Annotated in this window: 17 protein-coding genes and 1 tRNA gene; 4 read left to right on the top strand and 14 right to left on the bottom strand. The window is 66.5% G+C overall.

The genetic code is table 11. The annotated features are described in order from the left end of the window. Nucleotides 1-17 precede the first annotated feature (17 nt). Nucleotides 18-620 carry a hypothetical protein gene (locus IE158_RS07700; protein ID WP_189643081.1) on the top strand — a complete coding sequence of 201 codons (603 nt, stop codon included), beginning with the start codon at nt 18-20 and terminating at the stop codon, nt 618-620. 81 nt (nt 621-701) lie between these two features. Here the strand turns inward: IE158_RS07700 and IE158_RS07695 are convergent, their stop codons facing one another. The 6 genes from IE158_RS07695 to IE158_RS07670 form a co-directional block, all read right to left on the bottom strand. Continuing rightward, nucleotides 702-1,709 carry a ribose-phosphate diphosphokinase gene (locus IE158_RS07695; protein ID WP_229838989.1) on the bottom strand — a complete coding sequence of 336 codons (1,008 nt, stop codon included), beginning with the start codon at nt 1,707-1,709 and terminating at the stop codon, nt 702-704. A 261-nt stretch (nt 1,710-1,970) separates the two neighbouring features. Then, nucleotides 1,971-2,357 (bottom strand): hypothetical protein, encoded by a 387-nt coding sequence (locus tag IE158_RS07690; protein ID WP_189643080.1) that lies wholly within the window; start codon nt 2,355-2,357, stop codon nt 1,971-1,973. A gap of 30 nt (nt 2,358-2,387) precedes the next feature. Next, nucleotides 2,388-3,146 (bottom strand): hypothetical protein, encoded by a 759-nt coding sequence (locus IE158_RS07685; RefSeq protein ID WP_189643079.1) that lies wholly within the window; start codon nt 3,144-3,146, stop codon nt 2,388-2,390. Nucleotides 3,147-3,172: 26 nt separating this feature from the next. Beyond that, nucleotides 3,173-3,640: a VOC family protein gene (locus IE158_RS07680; protein ID WP_189643078.1), complete on the bottom strand. Its 468-nt coding sequence runs from the start codon at nt 3,638-3,640 to the stop codon at nt 3,173-3,175. An 88-nt stretch (nt 3,641-3,728) separates the two neighbouring features. Beyond that, nucleotides 3,729-5,843 (bottom strand): biosynthetic arginine decarboxylase, encoded by a 2,115-nt coding sequence (speA, locus tag IE158_RS07675; RefSeq protein WP_189643077.1) that lies wholly within the window; start codon nt 5,841-5,843, stop codon nt 3,729-3,731. A gap of 230 nt (nt 5,844-6,073) precedes the next feature. Beyond that, nucleotides 6,074-6,149 (bottom strand) — tRNA-Asp (locus IE158_RS07670). 83 nt (nt 6,150-6,232) lie between these two features. Here IE158_RS07670 and IE158_RS07665 point away from each other — a divergent pair. Continuing rightward, nucleotides 6,233-6,970 (top strand): class I SAM-dependent methyltransferase, encoded by a 738-nt coding sequence (locus IE158_RS07665; protein ID WP_189643104.1) that lies wholly within the window; start codon nt 6,233-6,235, stop codon nt 6,968-6,970. A 153-nt stretch (nt 6,971-7,123) separates the two neighbouring features. On the opposite strand, the gene IE158_RS07660 is transcribed toward IE158_RS07665, so the two are convergent. The 3 genes from IE158_RS07660 to IE158_RS07650 are packed head-to-tail and all read right to left on the bottom strand — an operon-like array spanning nt 7,124 to nt 12,302. Beyond that, nucleotides 7,124-8,245 carry a hypothetical protein gene (locus IE158_RS07660; protein WP_189643076.1) on the bottom strand — a complete coding sequence of 374 codons (1,122 nt, stop codon included), beginning with the start codon at nt 8,243-8,245 and terminating at the stop codon, nt 7,124-7,126. A 38-nt stretch (nt 8,246-8,283) separates the two neighbouring features. Next, complete coding sequence (locus IE158_RS07655; RefSeq protein ID WP_189643075.1) at nt 8,284-11,070, bottom strand: LPS-assembly protein LptD; 2,787 nt, start codon at nt 11,068-11,070, stop codon at nt 8,284-8,286. Then, nucleotides 11,067-12,302 carry a SpoIID/LytB domain-containing protein gene (locus IE158_RS07650; RefSeq protein WP_189643074.1) on the bottom strand — a complete coding sequence of 412 codons (1,236 nt, stop codon included), beginning with the start codon at nt 12,300-12,302 and terminating at the stop codon, nt 11,067-11,069. The genes IE158_RS07655 and IE158_RS07650 overlap by 4 nt, the downstream gene beginning before the upstream one ends. 150 nt (nt 12,303-12,452) lie before the next feature. Here IE158_RS07650 and IE158_RS07645 point away from each other — a divergent pair, with 150 nt between their 5' ends. Both IE158_RS07645 and IE158_RS07640 read left to right on the top strand, forming a co-directional pair. Beyond that, nucleotides 12,453-13,580: an FAD-dependent oxidoreductase gene (locus IE158_RS07645; protein WP_189643073.1), complete on the top strand. Its 1,128-nt coding sequence runs from the start codon at nt 12,453-12,455 to the stop codon at nt 13,578-13,580. A 35-nt stretch (nt 13,581-13,615) separates the two neighbouring features. Next, nucleotides 13,616-13,867: a hypothetical protein gene (locus IE158_RS07640; RefSeq protein ID WP_189643072.1), complete on the top strand. Its 252-nt coding sequence runs from the start codon at nt 13,616-13,618 to the stop codon at nt 13,865-13,867. Nucleotide 13,868: 1 nt separating this feature from the next. Here IE158_RS07640 and ispH read toward each other — a convergent pair whose 3' ends face one another. The 5 genes from ispH to IE158_RS07615 form a co-directional block, all read right to left on the bottom strand. Then, nucleotides 13,869-14,861 carry a 4-hydroxy-3-methylbut-2-enyl diphosphate reductase gene (ispH, locus tag IE158_RS07635; RefSeq protein ID WP_189643071.1) on the bottom strand — a complete coding sequence of 331 codons (993 nt, stop codon included), beginning with the start codon at nt 14,859-14,861 and terminating at the stop codon, nt 13,869-13,871. 8 nt (nt 14,862-14,869) lie between these two features. Further along, nucleotides 14,870-16,372 carry a phospholipase D-like domain-containing protein gene (locus tag IE158_RS07630; RefSeq protein WP_189643070.1) on the bottom strand — a complete coding sequence of 501 codons (1,503 nt, stop codon included), beginning with the start codon at nt 16,370-16,372 and terminating at the stop codon, nt 14,870-14,872. A 274-nt stretch (nt 16,373-16,646) separates the two neighbouring features. After that, entirely contained in the window at nt 16,647-18,323 is a 1,677-nt protein-coding gene (locus IE158_RS07625) for a glycerol-3-phosphate acyltransferase (RefSeq protein WP_189643069.1), read from the bottom strand. Nucleotides 18,324-18,519: 196 nt separating this feature from the next. Beyond that, nucleotides 18,520-19,323: a DUF4388 domain-containing protein gene (locus IE158_RS07620; protein WP_189643068.1), complete on the bottom strand. Its 804-nt coding sequence runs from the start codon at nt 19,321-19,323 to the stop codon at nt 18,520-18,522. A gap of 108 nt (nt 19,324-19,431) precedes the next feature. After that, nucleotides 19,432-20,292 (bottom strand): tetratricopeptide repeat protein, encoded by an 861-nt coding sequence (locus tag IE158_RS07615; protein ID WP_189643067.1) that lies wholly within the window; start codon nt 20,290-20,292, stop codon nt 19,432-19,434.

Raw genomic sequence — 20,292 nt, 5'->3', positions numbered from 1 at the left:
CTCCTTAAGATGGAGCTATGCACACCTTCTTGCTGCTCCTTACCTTGCTCGGCCTGAGCGGCGCAGGTACTTTCAGCACCCGGCTTATGCCAGCAGCTGTGCCCAATGCTGCTCCTCCCGGCCCCAACATCTATCCTGCGGCAAATGACTCTATGCCCACCCCTCAGCCCATACGCGGCCCTTCTCTGGCGCTGCGGCCACAGCTGGAAGCAGTGCTCACCATTCAGTTGCTGTCCGGGCTGACCGAAGACGGCAAGTTGCACTGGACGGCAGCCCAGCGAGCGCAGCTCCAAACGCTGCTCAGCCCACTCAAGCAGGCCAGAGTGACGGCAAAGGACTGGGCCGCCATCGGAGCGGGTTGGGAGACGCTGCTGACTCCAGCGCAGCGCCGCGAGCTGGAGACGGCCCGCGCCCATGCCGAAGCCCTGGCCGAGCGCCGCCTGAGCATGAGCCGCCTGGCCTTGCTGGACGGCCCCGGCACAGAGCAGACCAAATGGCGCTACGCCTTTGCCCTTCAGCGCGGCACGGCCCTGGTTCGCCAGTTGGAGAAAACCCCCGACCACAATCCTTATGGGCACTCCCCTTACCGCGAACACCTGGACATCCTGCTGAAGCCGTGAGCACACCCTAGAACAACAGACCAAAGGCCCACTCCCCAATCACGGGAGCGGGCCTTGCTGTGGGCAGTCGGCGGGAGGAACTCAGCTGAACAGGGTAGAGACGCTCTCGCCGCTGTGAATGTTGCGAATGGCATTGGCGAAGTGCGGGGCCACGTCCAGCACGGCCAGCTTGCCGCCCGCTGCCTTGATCTTCTCATCAGACACCAGCACAGTGTTGGTGCTCGCCACCTGAGTCACATCCAGCTGCGCGATGCGCTCGATGGCGGGGCCAGTGTACACACCGTGAGTCACGCCCACGTACACGTCTTTGGCCCCCATGCTGCGGGCAATGCCCACCGTTTCGATCAGGCTGCCTGCCGTGCTGACCTCGTCGTCCACGATAAATACAGTGCGGTCCTTGACGTCACCGATCAGCGCGCGGGGGCTGACTTCAGTGTCGCTGATGCGCTGCTTGTCCACCATCGCCAGGCCCGCATCCAGGCGGTGCGCAATGCCCGCCGCCCGCTTGATGCTGCCCGCGTCGGGAGCCAGAACCACAGCTTCATGCGGGTCGTCCACGCAGGAGCGGAAGTGCTGACTGAGCACCGAGTCTGCCGAGAGATGGTCCACCGGCACCTTGAAAAAGCCGTGGACCTGAGGCGCGTGCAGGGTCATGGTCAGCACGCGGTCCGCGCCCGCTTCCTGCAGCAGATCAGCGACCAACCGGCCTGCGATAGAAATCCGGGGGCTGTCCTTTTTGTCGCTGCGGGCGTAGGAGTAGTACGGAATCACCGCCGTGACTCGCCCAGCACTGGCGCTCTTGGCCGCGTCAATCATCATCAGCAGTTCCATGATGGAGTCGCTTACCGGCGTTGAGAACGTCTGCACGATAAACACGTCCCCTTCACGCAGCGACTCCTCATAGCGGACGATCAGGTTGTCGTTGGTGAATTTCTCAGTGCGGCTCAGGCCCAGTGGAATCCCCAGGTTCTGGCAGATGGCTTCAGCCAGGGGCTTGTTGCTCTGGCCAGAAAACACCAGCAGCGGAGCGCGGCGGCTGATCAGCTCAGGAGCGCTGCCTAGATCGGGGGACGGTTGACGTTCACTCACGGGAAACCTCCGGGAAAGGACTGAGAAAAGAAACACAGGGCGAAATGAAGACAGGGCGGGCCAACCCAGCACGGGCCACTGCACACCGGCGTCCGAGGGAACGAACCGGGGCAGAACAGCGCCTTCTTGGGCCCAACGCAGGGGCCAGGGGTCGGCCACAGCATATCCCAGCCTACCGGCCCGTACCAGACGAAGCACCCCGGCAAACAGCGCACTGTTTCTGCCGGGGTGACAAGGTGTTGTCCTCAGGATAAAGGGAGGTTAACGGTCCTGCTTGCTGGGGTCGGACAGGTCGTAATCGCCGCCCTCAACGCGCGAAACTGCCCCTCCTAAGTTGTGATGGGTGACCTCGTTGCCACCAGCAAGCGCCGCAGCTTCTGGGCTAAAGCCACTCGGCTGCAGGTCACCTGTGTCCTGGTCCGCACGCTGCCCGCTGCCCATGTCAGACAGCATCTGCTCAGGGTCGCGGGTGGCGAGATGGTCAAACTGCTCGGTCACTTCGCCGGGATCGGCATAGGCCATCGGCTGATACTCCACTTGATCGCCAGCTGACGTCTCTGCGGGGACAGCCTGGTCCGCCTGCTCCTGCTGGGTCAGCCCTGCGCTCTGGGCCGAGTACACCACAGTCTTTTCATTGTCGTTGGTCATACGTCAGTTTAGCGTCTGGCTACACTGGCCCTACTCGCGGTCTTCTATGTCTTCTTTAGGCTTCGGCCCACGCTCCGGCCTGCGCTCTGCCAGCGCACGTTCCAGGCTGGGCGGCCCGCCTGGCTCATCGTCTGGAGCCCACCAGGTCTGGTTCTGCCAGTGGGACGTACTTTCCCCAGGGCGGCGGGGCGGCGCAGATGTGCCCGCCATCGGCACGGACCACCCCTCACCCTCGCCCACCGAACGCTCTGGCGGCACAGGCACTGCCCAGGCAGGCTGCCCAGTCTGTGGGGAGGGTGCAGGAGCGATGGGGACAGACCATTGCGCAGCTTCCCGCCCCGCTGGGGCAGGCGTGAGCGGTGTCTGTGGTACGTCCGGCGCGTCCAGGGGGGCAGTCCAGGTATCGGCAAGGGTCAGCGGTTCAGCGTCCGGGGCTTCCTCAGTGACCGTCTCAGTGGCCTCTTCTGTGACCGTCGGGCGAAGGAGGCGTGACTCAGGGCGGACCAGCGCTGCACCCACAACACCCAGCAGCAGCCCAGCCAGCCAGTACGCCAACCCGGAGGGCTGCGACCCCCAAGCCCAGCCCCACTGCACGGCGGCCAGCACCCACCCCAGCCACAGCAACGTGGTGCCCCAGTGCCCTCCAGCCCGGCGAATCATCCCACCCAGCAGCAGCGACAGGACCCCGGCCAGCCCCAGCGAAACTGCGCCGCTCCAAGCCGGAGGCAAGAGCGCTGGCCCCATAAAGCCCAGGGCCAGCAACGCGGCACTGAGGGCCGCGGCCAGCAAGCCCCAAAAAGCGCGGGCAGAGCCAGTCAGTGGATGCCTCCAGCCCGCAGGTCCGGCTGCCCCTGCCCAGCTCCAGCCGCAGCAGACACCGGCCCGTGCTCAACCAACTCAATCAGGGTGCCCTGACCCCACTTGGGATGCAAAAACGCCACCCGGCTGCCCGCCCGGCCCGCCTGGGGGACGTCATTGAGTAGAGGTGCGCCCGCCTCGCGCATCTCCTGCATGGCCGCGTCAATGTCCTCCACCCGGTAGGCCGTGTGATGGAGCCCCGGCCCCTTTTTCTCCAGAAACTTGGCGATGGTGCCGCCCTCACTATCAGGGGCCAGCAGTTCGATCAGGGTGTCGCCGACGCGAAAGGCGCGAATCCAGGCCCCCTGCGCCGCCATATGCTCGTCCGCCCCTTCGGGCGTCAGCCCCAGTGCTAGATAAGGCGCACTCCCTTCGTCCAGCGTGCGGGCCGCAATAGCGACATGGTCCAGCAGTTGCAGCTTCATGGCTTCAGTCTAGGCCCAAAAAGATGAGGGAAGCTGCCCTCTGCCCTGGCAACTTCCCCCAACCTCCAATGATACGGCCTACCGCCGCTCAGCGCACCAGATAGTCTTTTTCGCCCGCCTGGGGCGCTTTGGCCGTGCCCTCGGTGGCGGCTTCGGTGCCCATGTCGTCGGGGGCCGGTTCCACGTCTTCGGCCACCTTTTTCGCGGCAGTGACTCCACGCAGGCGCTCCTCAGCACCCTCGATCACGTCAGCGCCGTCCTCGTATTCCAAGTAGGTGTAGCCCAGCAGCTCCTCGCCATAGTCTTCCAGCAGCTCGAACTCCTGCACCGGGGTCAGGTGCCCGGCCTTGAGAGCCTCGTCCACTTGATCCTCAATCGAGTCACGCAGCATCACTTCTTCGTAGCCCATCGATTCGATCATGCGGCGTGCCTTCTGGCCGCGTACAAACAGGTCAATGTCGTATTTGCCCTGGCCGGTCACGGTCACGTGGGCTTCACTCACCTTGCCAAACAGATTGTGCGCGTTACCCAGCACGTCCTGATAGGCCCCCGCCAGGAACACGCCCAGGTAATACGGCTGGTCGCCCGGCTCGTGGACCGGCAGGGTGGTCTTGACGTCGCGCAGGTCAATGAACTTCTCGATTTTGCCGTCAGAGTCGCAGGTGATGTCTACCAGCGTCGCCTGACGGGTGGGTTTCTGGTCCAAGCGGTCCAGCGGCACGATGGGGAACAGCGCGTCAATGGCCCAGTTGTCCGGCAGGCTCTGAAACAGGCTGAAGTTGCAGATGTACTGGTCAGCCAGGATGCTCTGCAGGTCCTCGAACTCGTCAGGCACATACTTCTCGTTGCGGACCAGCTTGGCGACCTTTTTCAGAATGGCGTGAAACAGCGCCTCGCCGCGTGCCCGGTCTTCCAACGACACGTAGCCAAGGTCAAAGAGGTTGTGCAGGGTCTGTTTGGCGTCTACGGCGTCGTTGTAGCTTTCGCGGTAGTTGCGCAGCGTCAGGCTATCCAGGAATTCCTTGAGGTCGCGCACCACCTGGTGCGAATCTTCGGCGGGTTCGGGGGCCTGCTCGCGGTCACGGGTAGGGCCCGTCACATCCACCACCGGAATCACCAGCACAGCGTGGTGGGCGGTGAGGGCACGGCCCGATTCGGTCACGATGGTGGGCTCGGGGACGCCACGCGCCTTGCAGACTTCCTGGGCGGTGTACACCACGTCGGCGGCGTACTCGGCCAGGGTGTAGTTCATGGAAGCGTAAAAGGTGGTCTTGGAGCCGTCGTAGTCCACCGCCAGACCGCCGCCCAGGTTGAGGTACTTCAGCTGAGCGCCCGCAGCAATAAGGCCCGCGTAGGTCTGGGTGGCTTCGCGCACAGCCACCTTCACGCGGCGGATGTCGGTGATCTGCGAACCGATGTGGGTGTGCAGCATGACCAGGGTATCGAGCATGTCCTCTTCTTTGAGGCGCTCAACCACCCGCAGCAACTCGTAGGCGTTTAGACCAAACTTGGCCTGGTCGCCGCCGGACTCTTCCCACTGCCCCGAGCCACGTGCGTGCAGCTTGAAGCGCACCCCAAAGGCAGGCCGCACGCCCAGCGCTTTGGCCTGCTTGAGCGTGCGGTCCAGCTCCGAGAACTTCTCGATGGTGATCACCACGTTCTTGCCCAGGGTGCGGCCCCACAGCGCCAGCTTGATAAACCCGTCGTCCTTGAAGCCGTTGCAGCTGAGCAGGGCTTCGGGGTGCATTTTCTGCGCCAGACACAGGGCCAGCTCGGCTTTGGAACCGGCTTCCAGGCCGTGCGCGTACTCGTACCCGGCGGCGGCGACCTCTTCCACCACGGCGCGGCGCTGGTTCACCTTGATCGGAAACACGCCCTGATAGCTGCCCGCGTAGTCGTATTCCTTGATGGCAGCGCGGAACGCTTCGTTCAGATGCTGCACTCGCCCGGCCAGCACCTGCGGAAAGCGCAGGATCAGCGGCAGGCTTTCGCCGCGCTCCTCGACCAGTTCGTCTACGATCTCGCGCAGCGGCGCACTGAGGCCTGGGCCCGGAGTCACTTCCATCTGGCCGCCGCCTGATACTCGGAACCAGCCGCTGCTCCAGCGGTCAACTTGGTACAGTTCGCTGGCATCGCTGGGCCGGAAATCGGCGGATTTGTAGGTGCTGTGGGCAGAGGGATGGACGGCGGGATTCTGGGTCATGGGCGTTCCTCCTTGGGGGGCTTGAGGTTCGCCGTGCGCGGGGTCCTGAGTGACCAGACCAAATCTACTTGGCCCTGATCGCCCCCGGACGCCGTGCGAAACCGCTCCGCATGATACCCGCTGCCCGTCAGGGTGCAAGTCACTTCAGCCGGGTGACACTGCTCAGCCACAGGAACCACAAAAAACCACCCCGATCAGGGTGGCTCTCTGTTTGCTGCTTACTTCTATTCTGGCGGTCCGGACGGGATTTGAACCCGCGACCTTCTGCGTGACAGGCAGATATGCTAACCGCTACACTACCGGACCAGCGGAAAAAAGGTTACCGTGCAGCGGCCACACTGTCAAGCTTGGCCACTCACCGCCCGGCTGCCGCTCACTATCATGAGCAGGTGAACTACGACGACCTGTCCGAGCTGTACGACCAGCAGTACGACCTCTACCGCGATGACCTGCACTTCTATGCCGGGCTGGCCGAGGGGGCGGGCCGGGTGCTGGAAGTGGGGGCCGGCACCGGGCGGGTCAGCTGCTTTTTGGCGCGGCGCGGCGCAGACGTCACCGGCCTGGAACCCAGCGCAGGGATGCTGGCAAAAGCGAGGGCGCGGGCTGAGGACAGCCGGGTGGAGGTGGCCTGGATTCAGGGCACTGCGGCGGACTTCTGCAGTGAGGAGCGCTTCGAGCTGATCATTGCGCCCTTTAACGCCCTGATGCACCTCTACACCCCCGCCGAACAGCTGGCGAGCCTGGAAAACCTGCGCCAGCATCTGGCACCAGGGGGCCGCTTTGCCTTTGACCTGTACGTGCCCAACTACGGTGCCCAGGGCGTGCTGCGCCACGAGGGCGAGACCATTTACCGGGATGGCGAGCGCACCGACGTGTTTTTGCTCCAGCGAGTAGATGCGGCGCGGCAGCATGTGACCACCGAGTATTTCGTGGACACTGTGGGCGCAGAGGGCCACCTCAGACGCCAGCACTTTACGCTGACCCAGCGCTATTACTGGCGCTACGAAGTGGAGTGGCTGCTGCGCTGCGCGGGCTTTGAGGCTCCCCGGGTCAGCGGCAGCTTTCAGGGGGGGCCGTACACCGAAGCCAGTGAGGTGATGGTCTTTCAGACGCGGGCGGCGGGTTGAGGACTGGGGACAGATGGTGGTGGACGGAGAAGTGCGAACAGGCATTTTCCTGCCTGGTGGCTCCTGTGCCATGTGGCAAAGATGGCACAGGCCACAGCTTACGCGCCGACCCTAACCCCGGCGGACTTGACGTCTGGTTTACGCGGCCCTGGTTTATTCAGCGGCAAATGTGCGGACCAGGGCGCGGGCGTCGTTCAGGCGCAGGCCCAGGTTTTCCAGGCGCCAGTTGTCCTGTTTGACACCCAGCACCGCGTCATAGCGGTAGAGCGAATCGCTGGTCAGCAGGTACAGGTAGCCGTCGGCCAGGGCCACGTCGCGCAGGTCCGCGAAGAAATCAGCCGTCTGCGCCGAGTCCGCAGCGGTGCTCGTTCCGTCCCAGACCCGCAGCGGCTGGCGTCCGGTCTGGGCACTTTCCGCTCGCCAGGCCGCCAGGATGGGGGCGCTCCCTACCGCTTCCTCGCTGGCCCACAGCCGGTCATAGCGCTGTGCTCCGAACGCGGCAAGGGGATTGGCGTCCGGCACGCCAGCCGTGGTGAGTGGGAACACGCCCGCGTCAGTGGCGGCGTAGACGGTGGCACCGCCAGCGGCACTGAGGGTCGCCAGGTCACGCACGGCGGCAGTGCGCTGCGGAACACTGGCCTCAGCACGCTCATCACCTGCGTTGCGGACCGCCACCCGAAGCATTTCGCTGCCGCCACCCAGCAGTGGCCGGGCCACCACGCCGACCTCACCCAACACCGCCACCCGCAGTGGGGGCGCGTCCGTCAGGTCCAGCGGCGGCGCGGCCAGCGGCAAGGCAGCCCACCATTGCAGCTCGCCCCGGCTGTCATAGAGAGCGACGTTTTGCGGTCCATTCTCACACTGGCTTAGGGCGAAGTACCGCTCGGCCCCTGGCGACACCGCTGACGCCTGCCAGCACGCCTGGAACGGCGGGGCTTCAAAGGTGTTCAGCAGCGCCAACGCGGCGGAGCGCTCCTCAGCGGCGGGGCGGCGGGTCAGCATGAAACTGCGGCCCCCCGGCTGCGGGTGCAGGTCCACGCCCGCTTCAACCGCGACGGGGTCGCCCAGTACCGCCGCTGGCCGGGGGGTATCTGATGAAGCGGCGGGCAGGTCCACGCGTTGCAGCGCCGCTCCTCCACCCGTGAGCAGCGCCAGATTCACCGCAGCGCCCCTTTCGACGGTGCCGGTGCAGCCGGTCAGCAGGCCGAGGCCCACCGCCGCAAAGAGGAAGGCGCAGCGGCGCGCATAAGGGGCATAGGAAGTCAGGTCAGTCATGGATTCCTCCAAAAAATAGAGTGCAGGCTCAGCGGGAGTTATGGACGGAGCAGGGGCACTGCCCAACCACTCTCGCTGCGCTCCAGCAAGGTGTTGAACTCGCTGCCCGGCAGGCCGACGCTGAAGCGGTAGCGGCCCTGAGAGAAGTCGGCTTCGGCCTGCGCGGCCCAGCAGCAGCGGTCCAGTGTGAGGGCGACCACCGGCAGCGGCAAGCCTGGTTTCTGCAGCTTGCCGTCCACCCAGGTAAACACCTGATTGAGCCGTCCGGTCAGGTACAGGTCGGTCTGGGCGTTCGGCTCGAAGCGGACCCCTACCGCCAACGGACTAAAGCTGAGGCGGTCTGTGGCGATGTCGTTCGGGTAGGTGCCGCTGCGGGTACGGGTGTAGGCCGCTTCGCCTGCCAGCGATACGCGGTCCCCGGCCTGCCACCCCCCACCGAGGCTGAGCTGCACCAATTCGCTGCGGCGCTGCTCCAGCCCCGGCAGGTTGTAGGTGCCGCTGACCCGGAAACGCTCGCCTGGCTGGGTGGACGTGTAGCTGGCCCGCAGCGCTGGCTCGGTCCAGTAGCCCCGGCGCAGGTCAAATGGCCCGCCGTAAGCCACTTCCCAGTTGTCGGCGCGGCCTGAGCCCTGGGTGCCCACGCTCAAGGTCACGCGGCCCGTATCTTTGGCGGTGGGCAGCGGCTTCATGTTCAGGGAGTGACTGGCCTCGAGGGCGTACTGCCCGCGCCACAGCACCCGCGTGTTGCCGGTCCACAGGTCACTGACCAGATTTAGCCGCTGCGCCGTACTGAAGGTGACGGGGTTCAGCACCGTGTCGTAGCTCTTGGTCATGGTGGCATTGACTCCCACTTCGCGCAGGCCCGGCGTGACGACATTGTGGGTGGCGTACACGCTGATGTTGTCGGTGCGGTAAGCGCCCGTGACAGTGGCCCGCACGGTCAGCGGCTGGAATCCGCCCCGGTCGGTGTAGCCCCAGTTGGTACTCAGCGCCAGATGCTCCAGCCAGGCGTAGGCCCGCTGGACCCGCAGCTGCTCAGCTTCTTCGGGGGTGAGCGGACGCTCAGCGGTGGGCGTACGGACCGGCACAACGCTGCCGCCCAGGGTTGAACTCAGGGTCCAGCGCTCCAGCGTACCGGTGTAAAAGTTGTGGTTCAGGTCGCTGCTCAGTTGCAGGGGATAGCGGTTCACCCGCACGCCGAACGCCGTCGCCGCTTGCCGGTCCCGCTCCGCCAGCAGGTCGTGGGTGTGCGCCACGCTAAAGGCAGCCCCGTCTGTGGGCACCAGGGACAGGGCCACGGTCTGCGGGGCGCTCAGGCGGCGGCCCGACAGCCGGTCAAAGGCAAAAGGACTGGTGCCCTCGTAGCGCAGGTAGCCGGAAGTCAGGCTCAGATTGTGTTGGTCCTCGGCCCCAAAGCGCTGATTCAGCCGGGCTTCTACGCTCAGGTCCACCGTGCGGGCTCCCGTGCCGTAGTAGCGACCCGTGAAGCGGTTACGCACGCTGAACTCCGCCCCGTCCCACAGAGGGCGGGTGTAGCTGACATCGTGCTGCTCTTCCAGGCGGGTGGTGGTGATGTTCGGCCCCTGACGTATGGCACTGGGCGAATCGGGGTTGGACGCAGCGGTGTACTGCCCGGCGGTCAGCCGCACGTCGGCGCTCAGGCCACCGCTGCGGTACGGCTTGGGATCAATCACGACTTCGGGCCACTTGAGTGGCGTGTACTGACTGCGCGTAGGGTCGTAGCCGAGCAGGTTGTAGAGGTTCAACTGGCCGGTGAACAGCGGATAATCCACCCGCGCTCCAAACTTGACACTGGTCACGCCGCGCGAAGGGTCGGTGACACTCCGCCCGATGTCGCGGCGCACGATATTCAGGTCGTAGTCAAGGGGACTGAGGGCTTCTTCCAGCGGCACACGGCCACGCACGCTGAAGTCCAGGTCCAGGTCGCGGCCTTCTTGTGGGGTGGTGCCGTTAAAGGGCTTGGGGTCGGCCAGCAGGTACAAGTCGGCCCGGTCCACATAGGGCAGCGGCGAGTACGAGCGCAGGTCCACCCCGGCCCCAAAGCGGTCAGGGCGGTTCTGATAAAAGCGCAGCAGCGTGGTGCCTAGCGTATGGTCCCCTATGGCAAAGGGCAGGTCCGCCGCCGCCGTGAATCCGTCGCGCTCATCCTGGGTCAGCTCCAGCCGGGGCTGGCGCGAGGGCTCGTTGAGCGGCAGCACCAGGGCGGGCAGGTACAGCACCGGGTGCCCCGCCAGCAGCACCTGCACCCGGTAGGCCACCAGCCGGTCACCGGGATACAGCAGCAGCTGCTCGGCCTGAAAAGCGTAGTCGTCGGGGGTCTGCCCGCAGCCGCCGCACGGGGTGAAATAACTGCCCATCGCCCGCAGCTGCCCCGGCACCCGCTCCAGCTCCTCGCCGCGAATCAGCAGCTTGCCCTGGCTGACCAGCACATCTTCCCCGGTCAGCGCTCCCCCGTCCAGATCAATCACCAGGTCTTCCCCGCTGAGCGTTTGGCCCTCGGCGGTGGCGTAGCGGGCACCGCCCACCAGGGTCAGGGTGCGGGCCGTGCGGTTGAATTCGATCCGGCGGGCACGCAGCTTCTCGCCGTCCAGCTCCACTTCCACCACATCATCCGGCGAGGCGTCATCGGTGCCGATGACCACCAGTTCCTGCTCACCGATGCGGCGCAGTTCCAGCGTGCCCGCATCCACAATCTTGACGGTGGCGGCCTGTGCCCCGCCCAGCAGCATCCCACCCAGCAGGGCCACGCTCAGACTCAGCCGGGCCAGGCCGTGACGCATCAGGCGGCGCACCGGGCGCTTCATTCGGCGGCGGCGTGGCCCTGACCGGTGGCCATCAGCTCAGGGGCGGGCGCAGCATTTGCATTTGCTGGGGCGATTGGGGCTGGCTCCGTATAGGCCAGCGGCGGGGTCAGCGGCACTTTGGGCGCATAATTCAGCGCCTGCACAGCGGTCCCAGGATAATAAAAGCCCAGCACGTCGCGGTGGCCCCGGCCCTCCCGCGCAAAGCCCAGTGCGCCGTACTGTGAGAGCCCCACCCCGTGACCCGACCCCTGCCCGCTCAGGCGCAGTGGTTTGGAGGCGCTGACCGTGCCGTCACCCTCAAGCCGGGCGCGGCTGGAACTGGCCCCCAGACCACGCACGAACCCACCTGCGTTCGCTCCACTCAGTTTGGCAGTGCGGGCGCTGCCGGTCACGGTGACTTCTTCGACCCGGCCCGACGCACTCACGCGGCTCAACGCGATGCGGCGCACGGTGCCCACATTCAGGCGGTAGGGGGCCAGGGCTGACTGAACCCGGCTCTGGGTCACACTAAGCTGCCAGCGCCCCTTGTCGCCGCTGGCCGTGACCGACTGCGGGTCGGGCTTGGCAATCAGGTACGGCAGGTTCTTGCCCCAGACTTCGGCGGCGCTGGCGGTGTAGCCGCCCGAATTGGCCGAGAAATAAGTATCGGCCAGCTCGCCCTGGTAGGTCAGCACTTTGCCCAGCGTGGCGTCAATGGCCCCGTTGGTTCGCTCGTGCTCACCGGCTATACCGGGATACATCTGGCAGTTGGTGGTGGCGCAAATATCGTAGGGCTGGGCCGGGTTCACGCGGCGGGTGACGTAGGTGCGGGCCACCACCGCCTGAGCCTCCAGGGCCGCTGCGGGCCACAGCGCAGGCATCTCGGCAGGCACCACACCGCGCAGGTAATCTTCGACATTCACCACGTTGATGCCCTGCACCTGACCTCTGAAGACGCGCAGCAAGACGCCGCCCCGGTAGGTTTTGCTGCCGATAGAGACCCGGCTGCCAGGGGTGGGCGGCACATACAGCGTGGCGCTGCCCGCCGCCTTGCCGTTGAGGGTCAATTCGCTGCCGCGCACGCCCACACTCCAGGTCTGAGGGGAAGGCTGCGGCGCCGTCTCGGTGCCCAGCAAGCGCACCGGCACTGCACTGCCCTGTTCGACCAGCACGCGCACGTCCAGCGCCTGCGCCGAACCCAGCGAGAGGGCGGTAAGGGCAGCGAACAGAGGGCGGGCCGAGCGGTGCAGCATGAGCCTGAGTATAGCTTTGAGGATTTATGAAGCGGTTCAGCCCTGCATGAGATGGGCCCGCCCTGCTCTTATCTTGCGGCGCTCTGTAGGCCCTCCTGAGACACTGTAGGGGCCGCCTTGCCCCTATGCTGAAAGGATGAGGCAGCTACGGTGAGCAGCGGGCGAGGCCAAGTCTGGGCGCATGTGGGGCAGTTCTTTGCTGAGACAGACTATGACGTGGTCGTTGTGGGCGCTGGGCTGCTGGGCGCGGCAGCAGCCCAGTACCTGCGGGAGCTGCGGCCTGAGCTGCGGGTCCTGCTGCTGGATGAAGGCGGCCTCCCCAATGAGGAAGGCGCGACGCTGCTGGGCGCGGGGGTGTGGGACGCCGCTGGCCTGAACGCCGAAGCGGTGGCCCTGGCCGACACGACCCGGCGCGAGCTGGAGCGCTGGCTGGGCGTGGACCTGCGCCCGCTGACATTGCTGGACTTTGGGGAGGAGGGACCATGCAGCGCAGGCGAGGTGCTGGCCGCGTTCCCGGCGCTGACGGCCTGGGTGGACCCGGCCCACCTGCCCCGCGTAGAGAGCCGCGACGCGCTGACCTACCGCCCCGGCGAACTGACGCTGCGCCTGGGACAAGCTGCCGTCGCGGCAGGCGCAGACCTCATGCTGAATGTCCGCGCCGAGCTGACACCCGGTGGCGTGCGGCTACACCGGCTGACCGTGACCAACCGCCACGAAGTCGTGGTCCACGAAACGCGGGAGGTGGGCGCCCGGCTGGTGGTCGTGGCCGCAGGCGCCGCCGGGACCGAACTGCTGGAACAGGGCCTGGGCCTGCATACCCCGCACGGGCGGGCCTATGTGCAGCGGCCCCGGCTGCGGCAGCCGAGCGACTCCGCTTCTCCCCTGCTGCGGGCTGGCGACTTGCTGCTGCGCCCGCTCAGCGGCGAGTACGCCCTGTATCTGCCGCCTGGTAGCGCCGACCCCCACGGCTACCAGCCCACGTCCGGGCGGCTGACCGGCGTGCAGGTGGGCCTGCGCCGCGAGCTGCTGTGCCGCCTGCTGCCGCGCATGGATGCGCTGCCCGTCCTGGCCTCGGAGGCACTGGGCGTGGGCCGCAGCCTGGCTGACATTGAAGGCGCGTGGCTGGGCCTGCCCTACGGCGACCCGCAGCATCCACCAGTGGCCGAGCAGGTTACGGACGGGGTGTGGCTGCTGCTGGGCGGCTCGGCCACGCGCGGCGGGGTGGACACCCTGGGGCTGGGGTTGGTGCGCGGGATGGTGGACGGACTGACGCACTGACGCACTGACGGGCGCACCAGCCTATGCTGAAGCCTATGACCCACCTCGACGAGCAGACCAAAGCCCGCATTCGCGCTGAGGAAGAGTACCGGGCGCAGGTGCGGGCGGACTTGGAGCAGTCCACAGGGCAATGGCAAGGCAACACCCTGTTCCGAACTGTGGCGGCCCTGGTGCTAGGCCTGCTGTTGGCCCTGCTCCTGCTGGGCGGAGTCTGGTTTCTGGCGCAGCCTGTGGAGCCAAGCCCAGCAAGCACCGTGCCAGAGCCTTCCAGCGCCGCTCAGCCCTGATTCAGACGAGCGCTTCTTGCGAGCCGTCCAGATTCACCTTTTTGGCCGGGCGGAACCGGATATTTTCCCACTCGCCTTCTTCCACCACTTCGAGCGCGGGGTTCAGGGCGCGGAAGTGGGCCACCACCTCCTGCACAAGATCGTCGGGCGTACTGGCGGCGGAAGTAATGCCCAGACTTTCCACGCCGCTCAGGTCAATGTGGGCGAGGTCGGCAGCGGTTTCGAGCCGCTCGGCGCGGCCACACAGCTCGTGCGCCAGCTCCAGCAGCCGCATGCCGTTGCTGGAATGGGTGGAGGTCAGCACCAAGAAGGCGTCCACCCCCGGCGCAATCGCCTTGACCGCGTCCTGACGGTTCTTGGTGGCGTAGCAGAGGTCTTCACTGGGCGGAATTACCAGCGCCGGGAACCGCTCTTTGAGGATCGCCACTGTCTGGCGGGTGTCGTCCACGTTCAGGGTGGTCTGGGTCAGCACCACCAGCTTTTCCGGGTCCGGCACCTGCACCGTGCGCGGGTCATGCAGGCCGCCGCCCACCTTGCCTTCCACACCGATCAAGATGGTTCTCTCCGGAGCTTCGCCCTGCGTGCCAATCACTTCCTGGTGCCGGGCGCTGTCGCCAATCAGGAGGATGGTATAGCCCTCAGCCGCATATTTGCGGGCCTCGGTGTGGACCTTGGTGACCAGCGGGCAAGTGGCGTCCACCGTGGCCAGCCCCAGGGCACGGGCCTGTTCACGCACCGCCGGGCTGACGCCGTGGGCACTGAAGACCACCGTGTCGGTGCTGTGGGGGAGCAGCTGGATTTCTTCCAAGTCCTCGACAAAGCTCACGCCTTTGCCGCGTGCCAGCCGGTCCACCACCGTGTGGTTGTGGACGATGGAGTGATAAACGGTCACAGGCTGAGCCTCGTGGTCGGCGGCCTGCTCGACAGCCTGAATCGCCATGACCACCCCAGCGCAAAAGCCGCGTGGTTTGGCAAGGTGAATGCGCTTGATCATGCCTGCCACTATTCCAGATTGGGCGGGGGAGAATTGGTCACAAAAGGGCGGCTGCGGGCTTGCCAGTCGGCGTCAAAGCGCCCCTGCAACCAGGCCACCGCCAAAGGGTCGTCGGTCAGCAGGGCCGCTTCGGCCAGTCCAGCCCGGCCCCAGGCCGAGAAATGAAAGTTCATGCTGCCGGTCAGCGCCGCCTCACCGTCGACCAGCAGGGCTTTGGTGTGCATGGGATAGGTGGTGGCCCGCACGTCCAACAGGTGGCCCAGGCCGCGCTCCTGAGCAGCCCGGCGCAGAATGAGCACCCCGCTGCGATTTTGCAGGCCCTCCGCCCTGTGGTCCATGGTCAGCACACGGACCCGCACGCCGCGCTCCATCGCGTCCAGCAAGGCGGCAAAGTAAGGCGGCAACGGCATCCCCCAGCAGATGTCCGGCCACGGCTGGACCGCCGTGCAGTTGGCCTGAGCGCTGAACGAAGTGTGCAGCAGGTCTATCTCGCGCTGCGCCGCGCCCAGCAGCGCCAGATGGGCCGCGTCCGCCTGCGGATAACCCGTGCGCCGGTACAGCACCAGCGCCGCCGAGTCGCCCGCCCGCACCACCGCGCGGGCCAGCGCGGGACGGGTGAGGGCCCCGGCAGCCTGCCAGGAGCAGCGTTCCCGCACTTCACCAGCTTGCACCTCTGCCGGACAACTCAGCTCATCCGACAGCGCCCAGAGGTCGGCAAAGACAGCGGCGGCATTCTGCGCGGCTGGCCCACGCAGGGTCAGGCCCAGGTCGCTGACGCCTCCACCCTGCGGCGCGGCGGGCGACGCGGGCAACCAGTTGCGGCCATAGCCGTAGCCCGCAGCGGTCACTTCTCGCCCATCCACCACCTGCATCTTGATGTGACTGTAGGGCGTCAGCCGGTAGTGGGCCAGGCGCAGGTCCCAGCCCACGGCAGGGTCATGCAGCGGCACCCCGCGCACCAGCAGCCCTTCAGCCAGCTCGGCGGCCATCCAGCGCGCAGGCCGCACCGGCAACGGATAATTGCCCAGATGCAGCCGCACGCTCATGCCCTGCGGATAGGCCGCCCGCCCCCCGGCCTGCACGCGGCGGTACAGCTGCGCCAACGTGTCGAGCAGCGCCCAGGTCGGTGCCTCCGGCTCTGGATAAAAGTCCATGTTGGTCAGCAGCACTTCGGCGCGGGCCGCCACAATCTGCCGGTGGGCCCTGGCAAAAGCGTCCGGCCCGGCATTCGGCAGTGGGCTGGCCGTTTCCAGATAGTCCACGAAGGCGTTGCCGCAGGAAAAATCCGTCTCGCCGTAGCCGCGCAGCACCTCCCAGGCCGCCCGCACCGCCCGCTGCTGGGGCGGTGGGCAGCGGTAAGCCCCAGCTTCCAGGCGCGGCTGAACCGGGCGCGACAGATACAGCGGCACTTCCAGCGTCTGTGCGCGGGCAGGCGGCGCAGCGGCGGGCAGGAGGGCGGCCCAGCCCAGCGCACTCAGCAAGGAAAAGCGGCGCAGGCAGAGAGCGGGCATGTCGAACCCAGCCTAATGCAGCGGCCTGACGCGAATCGGACGGGACTCGGCAGTCGGTAGCAAACCGCCGCAACAGTAAAGAAATGCTCACCGGCTGGGGCGGCTGCGGCCCCTGAAGAGAGCGGCCCGCTAACCGCGCAACCGGTCATTCCCGGCCAGATGCCGCCACTTGTCCACAAAAAACCGTGGAACTGAGTGCAGCTCCACGGTTCTCTGGTCAGTCACTTCCTGGGGCAGGCACCGCTCCGGTCAGGCGCTGGCAACTCTGCCCAGGTCAGTCCAGCACAGTAAAGCCCAGCTCCTGCGCCTTGTCCACGAAAAAATTGACATTCTCGGTTTTGGTGCTGCCGCCCAGGCTCTTGCGCCCGTGCTCGCCAGTGGCCGCAATAATCAGCGTCTCGGCCAAGCAAGCAGGCACGGCTCCTTCGCCAAATTGCAGGTCAATGCGGCTGGTCATCTGACCGGGGGGCAGCACCACACCGCCGGGAATCACGCGCACGCCGGGCACGTCCCGCACGCTTTCGTCCACGTCGGCGGGGCGGCCTTCGTCAAAAATCCAGGCCCCTTCCCGCACATGCTGAGCAAAAATCACCGGGTCAGGGTCCGAGGTGGCCGTGAAAATCAGCTCGGCTTCCCTCAGCGTGTCGTAGGACGTGGTGGTCACAATCTCGGTCTCCGGGTTGGCACGGCGAAGGGTCTGGGCGCTGCGCTCCAGCCGTTCCAGGTTGCGCCCCACCATGATGACTTTGCCCACCTGCGGGGCGATGGTGCGGGCAATCCCGAAGGCCACCACGCCGTTGGCCCCCACCACGGCAGCGGTGGCGTGGCGGAGGTCGCGGCCCTGCGCGGCAAAGTGCTCCAAGATGCCCGGAATGGCCGCTTTGATGGTGCCAGAGGTATAGGCCCCGCCGTTGGTGATGGTCAGCTCGGGCACCGCGTCCTGCACGTCCTGACCCTTGTTCCCCACCACACTCCAGAATGCGCCCAGCCCAAAGACCTCGGCACCCAATTCCTGCGCCAACCGGGCACCCTCAATGGCCTTGCGGGTCGCCAACTCAGGGTCGTCGCGGAACTGGTCGGGCAGCAGCGGCGCACTAAGCAGGTAGCAGTGAATTTCCTTGCCCTGCTCGGTCTGAATGCCGCGCAGTTCGCCCACCTTCATGGGCCGGAAGCGGGCCGTGACCGACTTGACGAAGTCGTCGGAAATCAGCCCGGCTTCGTACAGCGGCTGCATCCAGGCAAAGCGGGCGCTGGAAGTCCACAGGTCACTGATCCGCAGGGGATGAATCATGAACGCTGTGACCACCTGGTCGTCGCGCTTGCCAGCCAGCGGCACACTCTGGCCCACCTTTGGCTCGGTGTCGTCCAGAATCCGGCCAATATTTTCCTTGAAGCGCCACGCCGCGCTCAGCAGTAGCACATACGCCAGCGCCTGTTCACGGGCCGGGCGGTCACGCAGGCTAAGGGCAAAAGCGCCCAGGCCTGCCAGGGTGGCGGCGCTGGCGTAGCGCGTCCCGGCCAGGGCTGCGGCGTACACCCCCAGCGGCAGCAGGGCGCGGGCACCATAGCCCTGACGGCTGAGCGCCGCAAACACACCCAGCAGCACCAGATTGCCCCGGCCACGCGGCAGGCCGTATTCGGGGGAGAGGTCGCGGTACAGCGCGGCGGGCGGGTTCAGGTGGCCCAGGTACGCTGCCACGCCCGCCGCCAGCGCCGAAGCGGGAGTAGGGGCCAGCGCCACCGCCGCTGCACCTTTGGCGGCGTCTAGGCCAGCGGTGCCCAGGGCCAGCTCAGGCCCCAGCTCGCGCCAGACATTTTCCACGCCCAGGTTGTGGGCGCTGTGTAGCCGGGTGTCTTTGCGGCGGCGGGCCAGCAGCAGGTGCCCCAGCGGCAAGCTGCCTATGACAAAGGCCGCAGCGGGCACGGCCAAGCGGGTCAGGGTACGCAACATCAGAGGCAGTGTAGCGCGGGGCGGCAAAGTGCCAAATGCAGAGGCGGGCAGGCCGGGAACTTCCTACACTGACGGCAAGATGAGACGGCTGGACCGCTCTCACCCGGTGTAGCTCTGGCCTTTGCTGGGCCTGTGCTCCTGGCTGGAAGTCCGCCCGCGCTGCTCTGTGACACTGGAGCGGCGTCAGCCCGTTGGGTCAGCTCATCAGCAGATCCGACTGCACAGCGTCCTGCTCCCACAGCCAGTCGCGCAGGGTACGCCCACTGCCAGGAAAAGGAGCCATCCGCACCAGGTACGCGGGCAGCTCGGCACGTAGCTCGTCCGGGGTCACGCCACGTTCCATCAGCTGGCGCAGCGTTTTGTGGCCGTCCAGCAGCCGCAGCACCGGACTCTGACGCAGGGCTTGCTGATCCTGGCAGGCGGGCAGGACCAAGCGGTCCCACTCGAAGCTGTCCGGAATGGGCCGAATAAACCCCGCTTGCTGGAGTGCCGCCAGCTGTCCGCAGACATCGTACAGAGGCTGGCCACTTTGGGCCGCCACCCAGTGCGCACTGGCCCCACCCTGTCGGTCAAAGGGAGCCACTTCGCCATAAAAACGCTGCGCGGGGCTCAGGATCTGTTCACAGCTGCGCGGCCACTCGTCGCTCAGACGTGCCCACTCGCCCAGCAGGTTGAGAAAGGGGGCGAGCGGCGGCGCGGACACCACGGGGCGCTGCCAGAATTCGGCCCAGCCGGTGCTGGCCGTCTGCGGAAAGCTGTACAGAGCGTCCAGCCCCCGCCAGTCCAATATGCTTGCCGCCGTCACCTCACCGCGCAAAAAGTGAATCTCCAGCGGCAATGCGCTGCCCGCGAGATGCGTCTCGATTCGGAGCTGGCCGGTCTGCGAGGTGCTATGGATCAGTTCACACACCGAAGTTAGCGGCATCTGCCACAGCTCGGTTCTTAGTCCCAGTGTCCCACCGCTGCTGCGGGAGGCTGGATTGGCTCCAGTCAGTTTCATTCTTCCTCAGTTTAAGAGGCGGCGCGGCACGTCTGCTTCACATCTGCGCGGTGGAACTGTTCCCTGGTCCTTGTCGGCCCCAAAGCAGCGTGCCCCCCCCAGCCAAGCTCAAGCAGGTGCACGGCCCGACAGCCACAGCCACCCAAAAAAGAGCAGCAGCCCCAGCGCTATCCAGGCGGCACGCGGCAAGCGTGGCAGGCCGGCAAGCTCACGCCGCGCCTGATCGCTGCTGCGGGCTCCCGACTGACGGTAATCCAGCTGCTGCGCCCGCTTCAGCGCCCGCACCGCCTCGCTGCGCTTGCCCTGACGGCGCAGAATCACGCCCAGATTCTGATGGGCGGCGTGATGTTCGGGATTGAGTTCCAGGGCGCGGCGCAGGTCTGCCTCGGCGCTGGCGTCATCGCCGCGCTCGGCGGCCAGACCTGCGCGGTTGGTCAGGGCGCGGTAGTGGCCGGGGTCGGCACTCAGCGCCGCAGCAAACGCCTCCGCTGCTTGCTGCGGCTCGCCCGATTCCGCCGCCAACACGCCCAACAGGTTCCACGCCTCGGCGCGGGTCAGCGCGTGGTGTAGCGCTCCCGCTAGCGCCTCCCGCGCCTCTGCAGGAGTCTGCCAGCGCTTGAGGGTGCTCAGGGCACGCAGGTGGGCGGGCAGTTCGGGGTCCTGAAGGGCCGACTGCACTCCAGCCGCCGTCTGGGGCAGACGGGGAGGCACTGGCCCTGCGGACACAGTGGCGGACACAGGGGCCCCACTCAGCCGCTCATCCGGTTCCAAGTCGGCCAGCCAGCTTTCCAGCACGGTCAGGGCTTGTTCCGGGCGCTTGTCACGCAGCAGAGCACGCATCTCCAGCCAGGTGCCGAGCGCTGCCATCTCCGGACCGCTGCCCGCCGCACGGGCCTGCGCCAACGCCTGCTCCAGCAGATCACGGTCTGGGGCTTCCGCCAGAGGCGCAGCAGAAGATGAGAAGGTCAC

This window comes from Deinococcus piscis (assembly GCF_014653275.1).
Lineage (GTDB): Bacteria > Deinococcota > Deinococci > Deinococcales > Deinococcaceae > Deinococcus > Deinococcus piscis.
The sequence above is the reverse complement of the archived record's forward strand: the minus strand, read 5'-3'. Positions and strand labels throughout refer to the sequence as shown.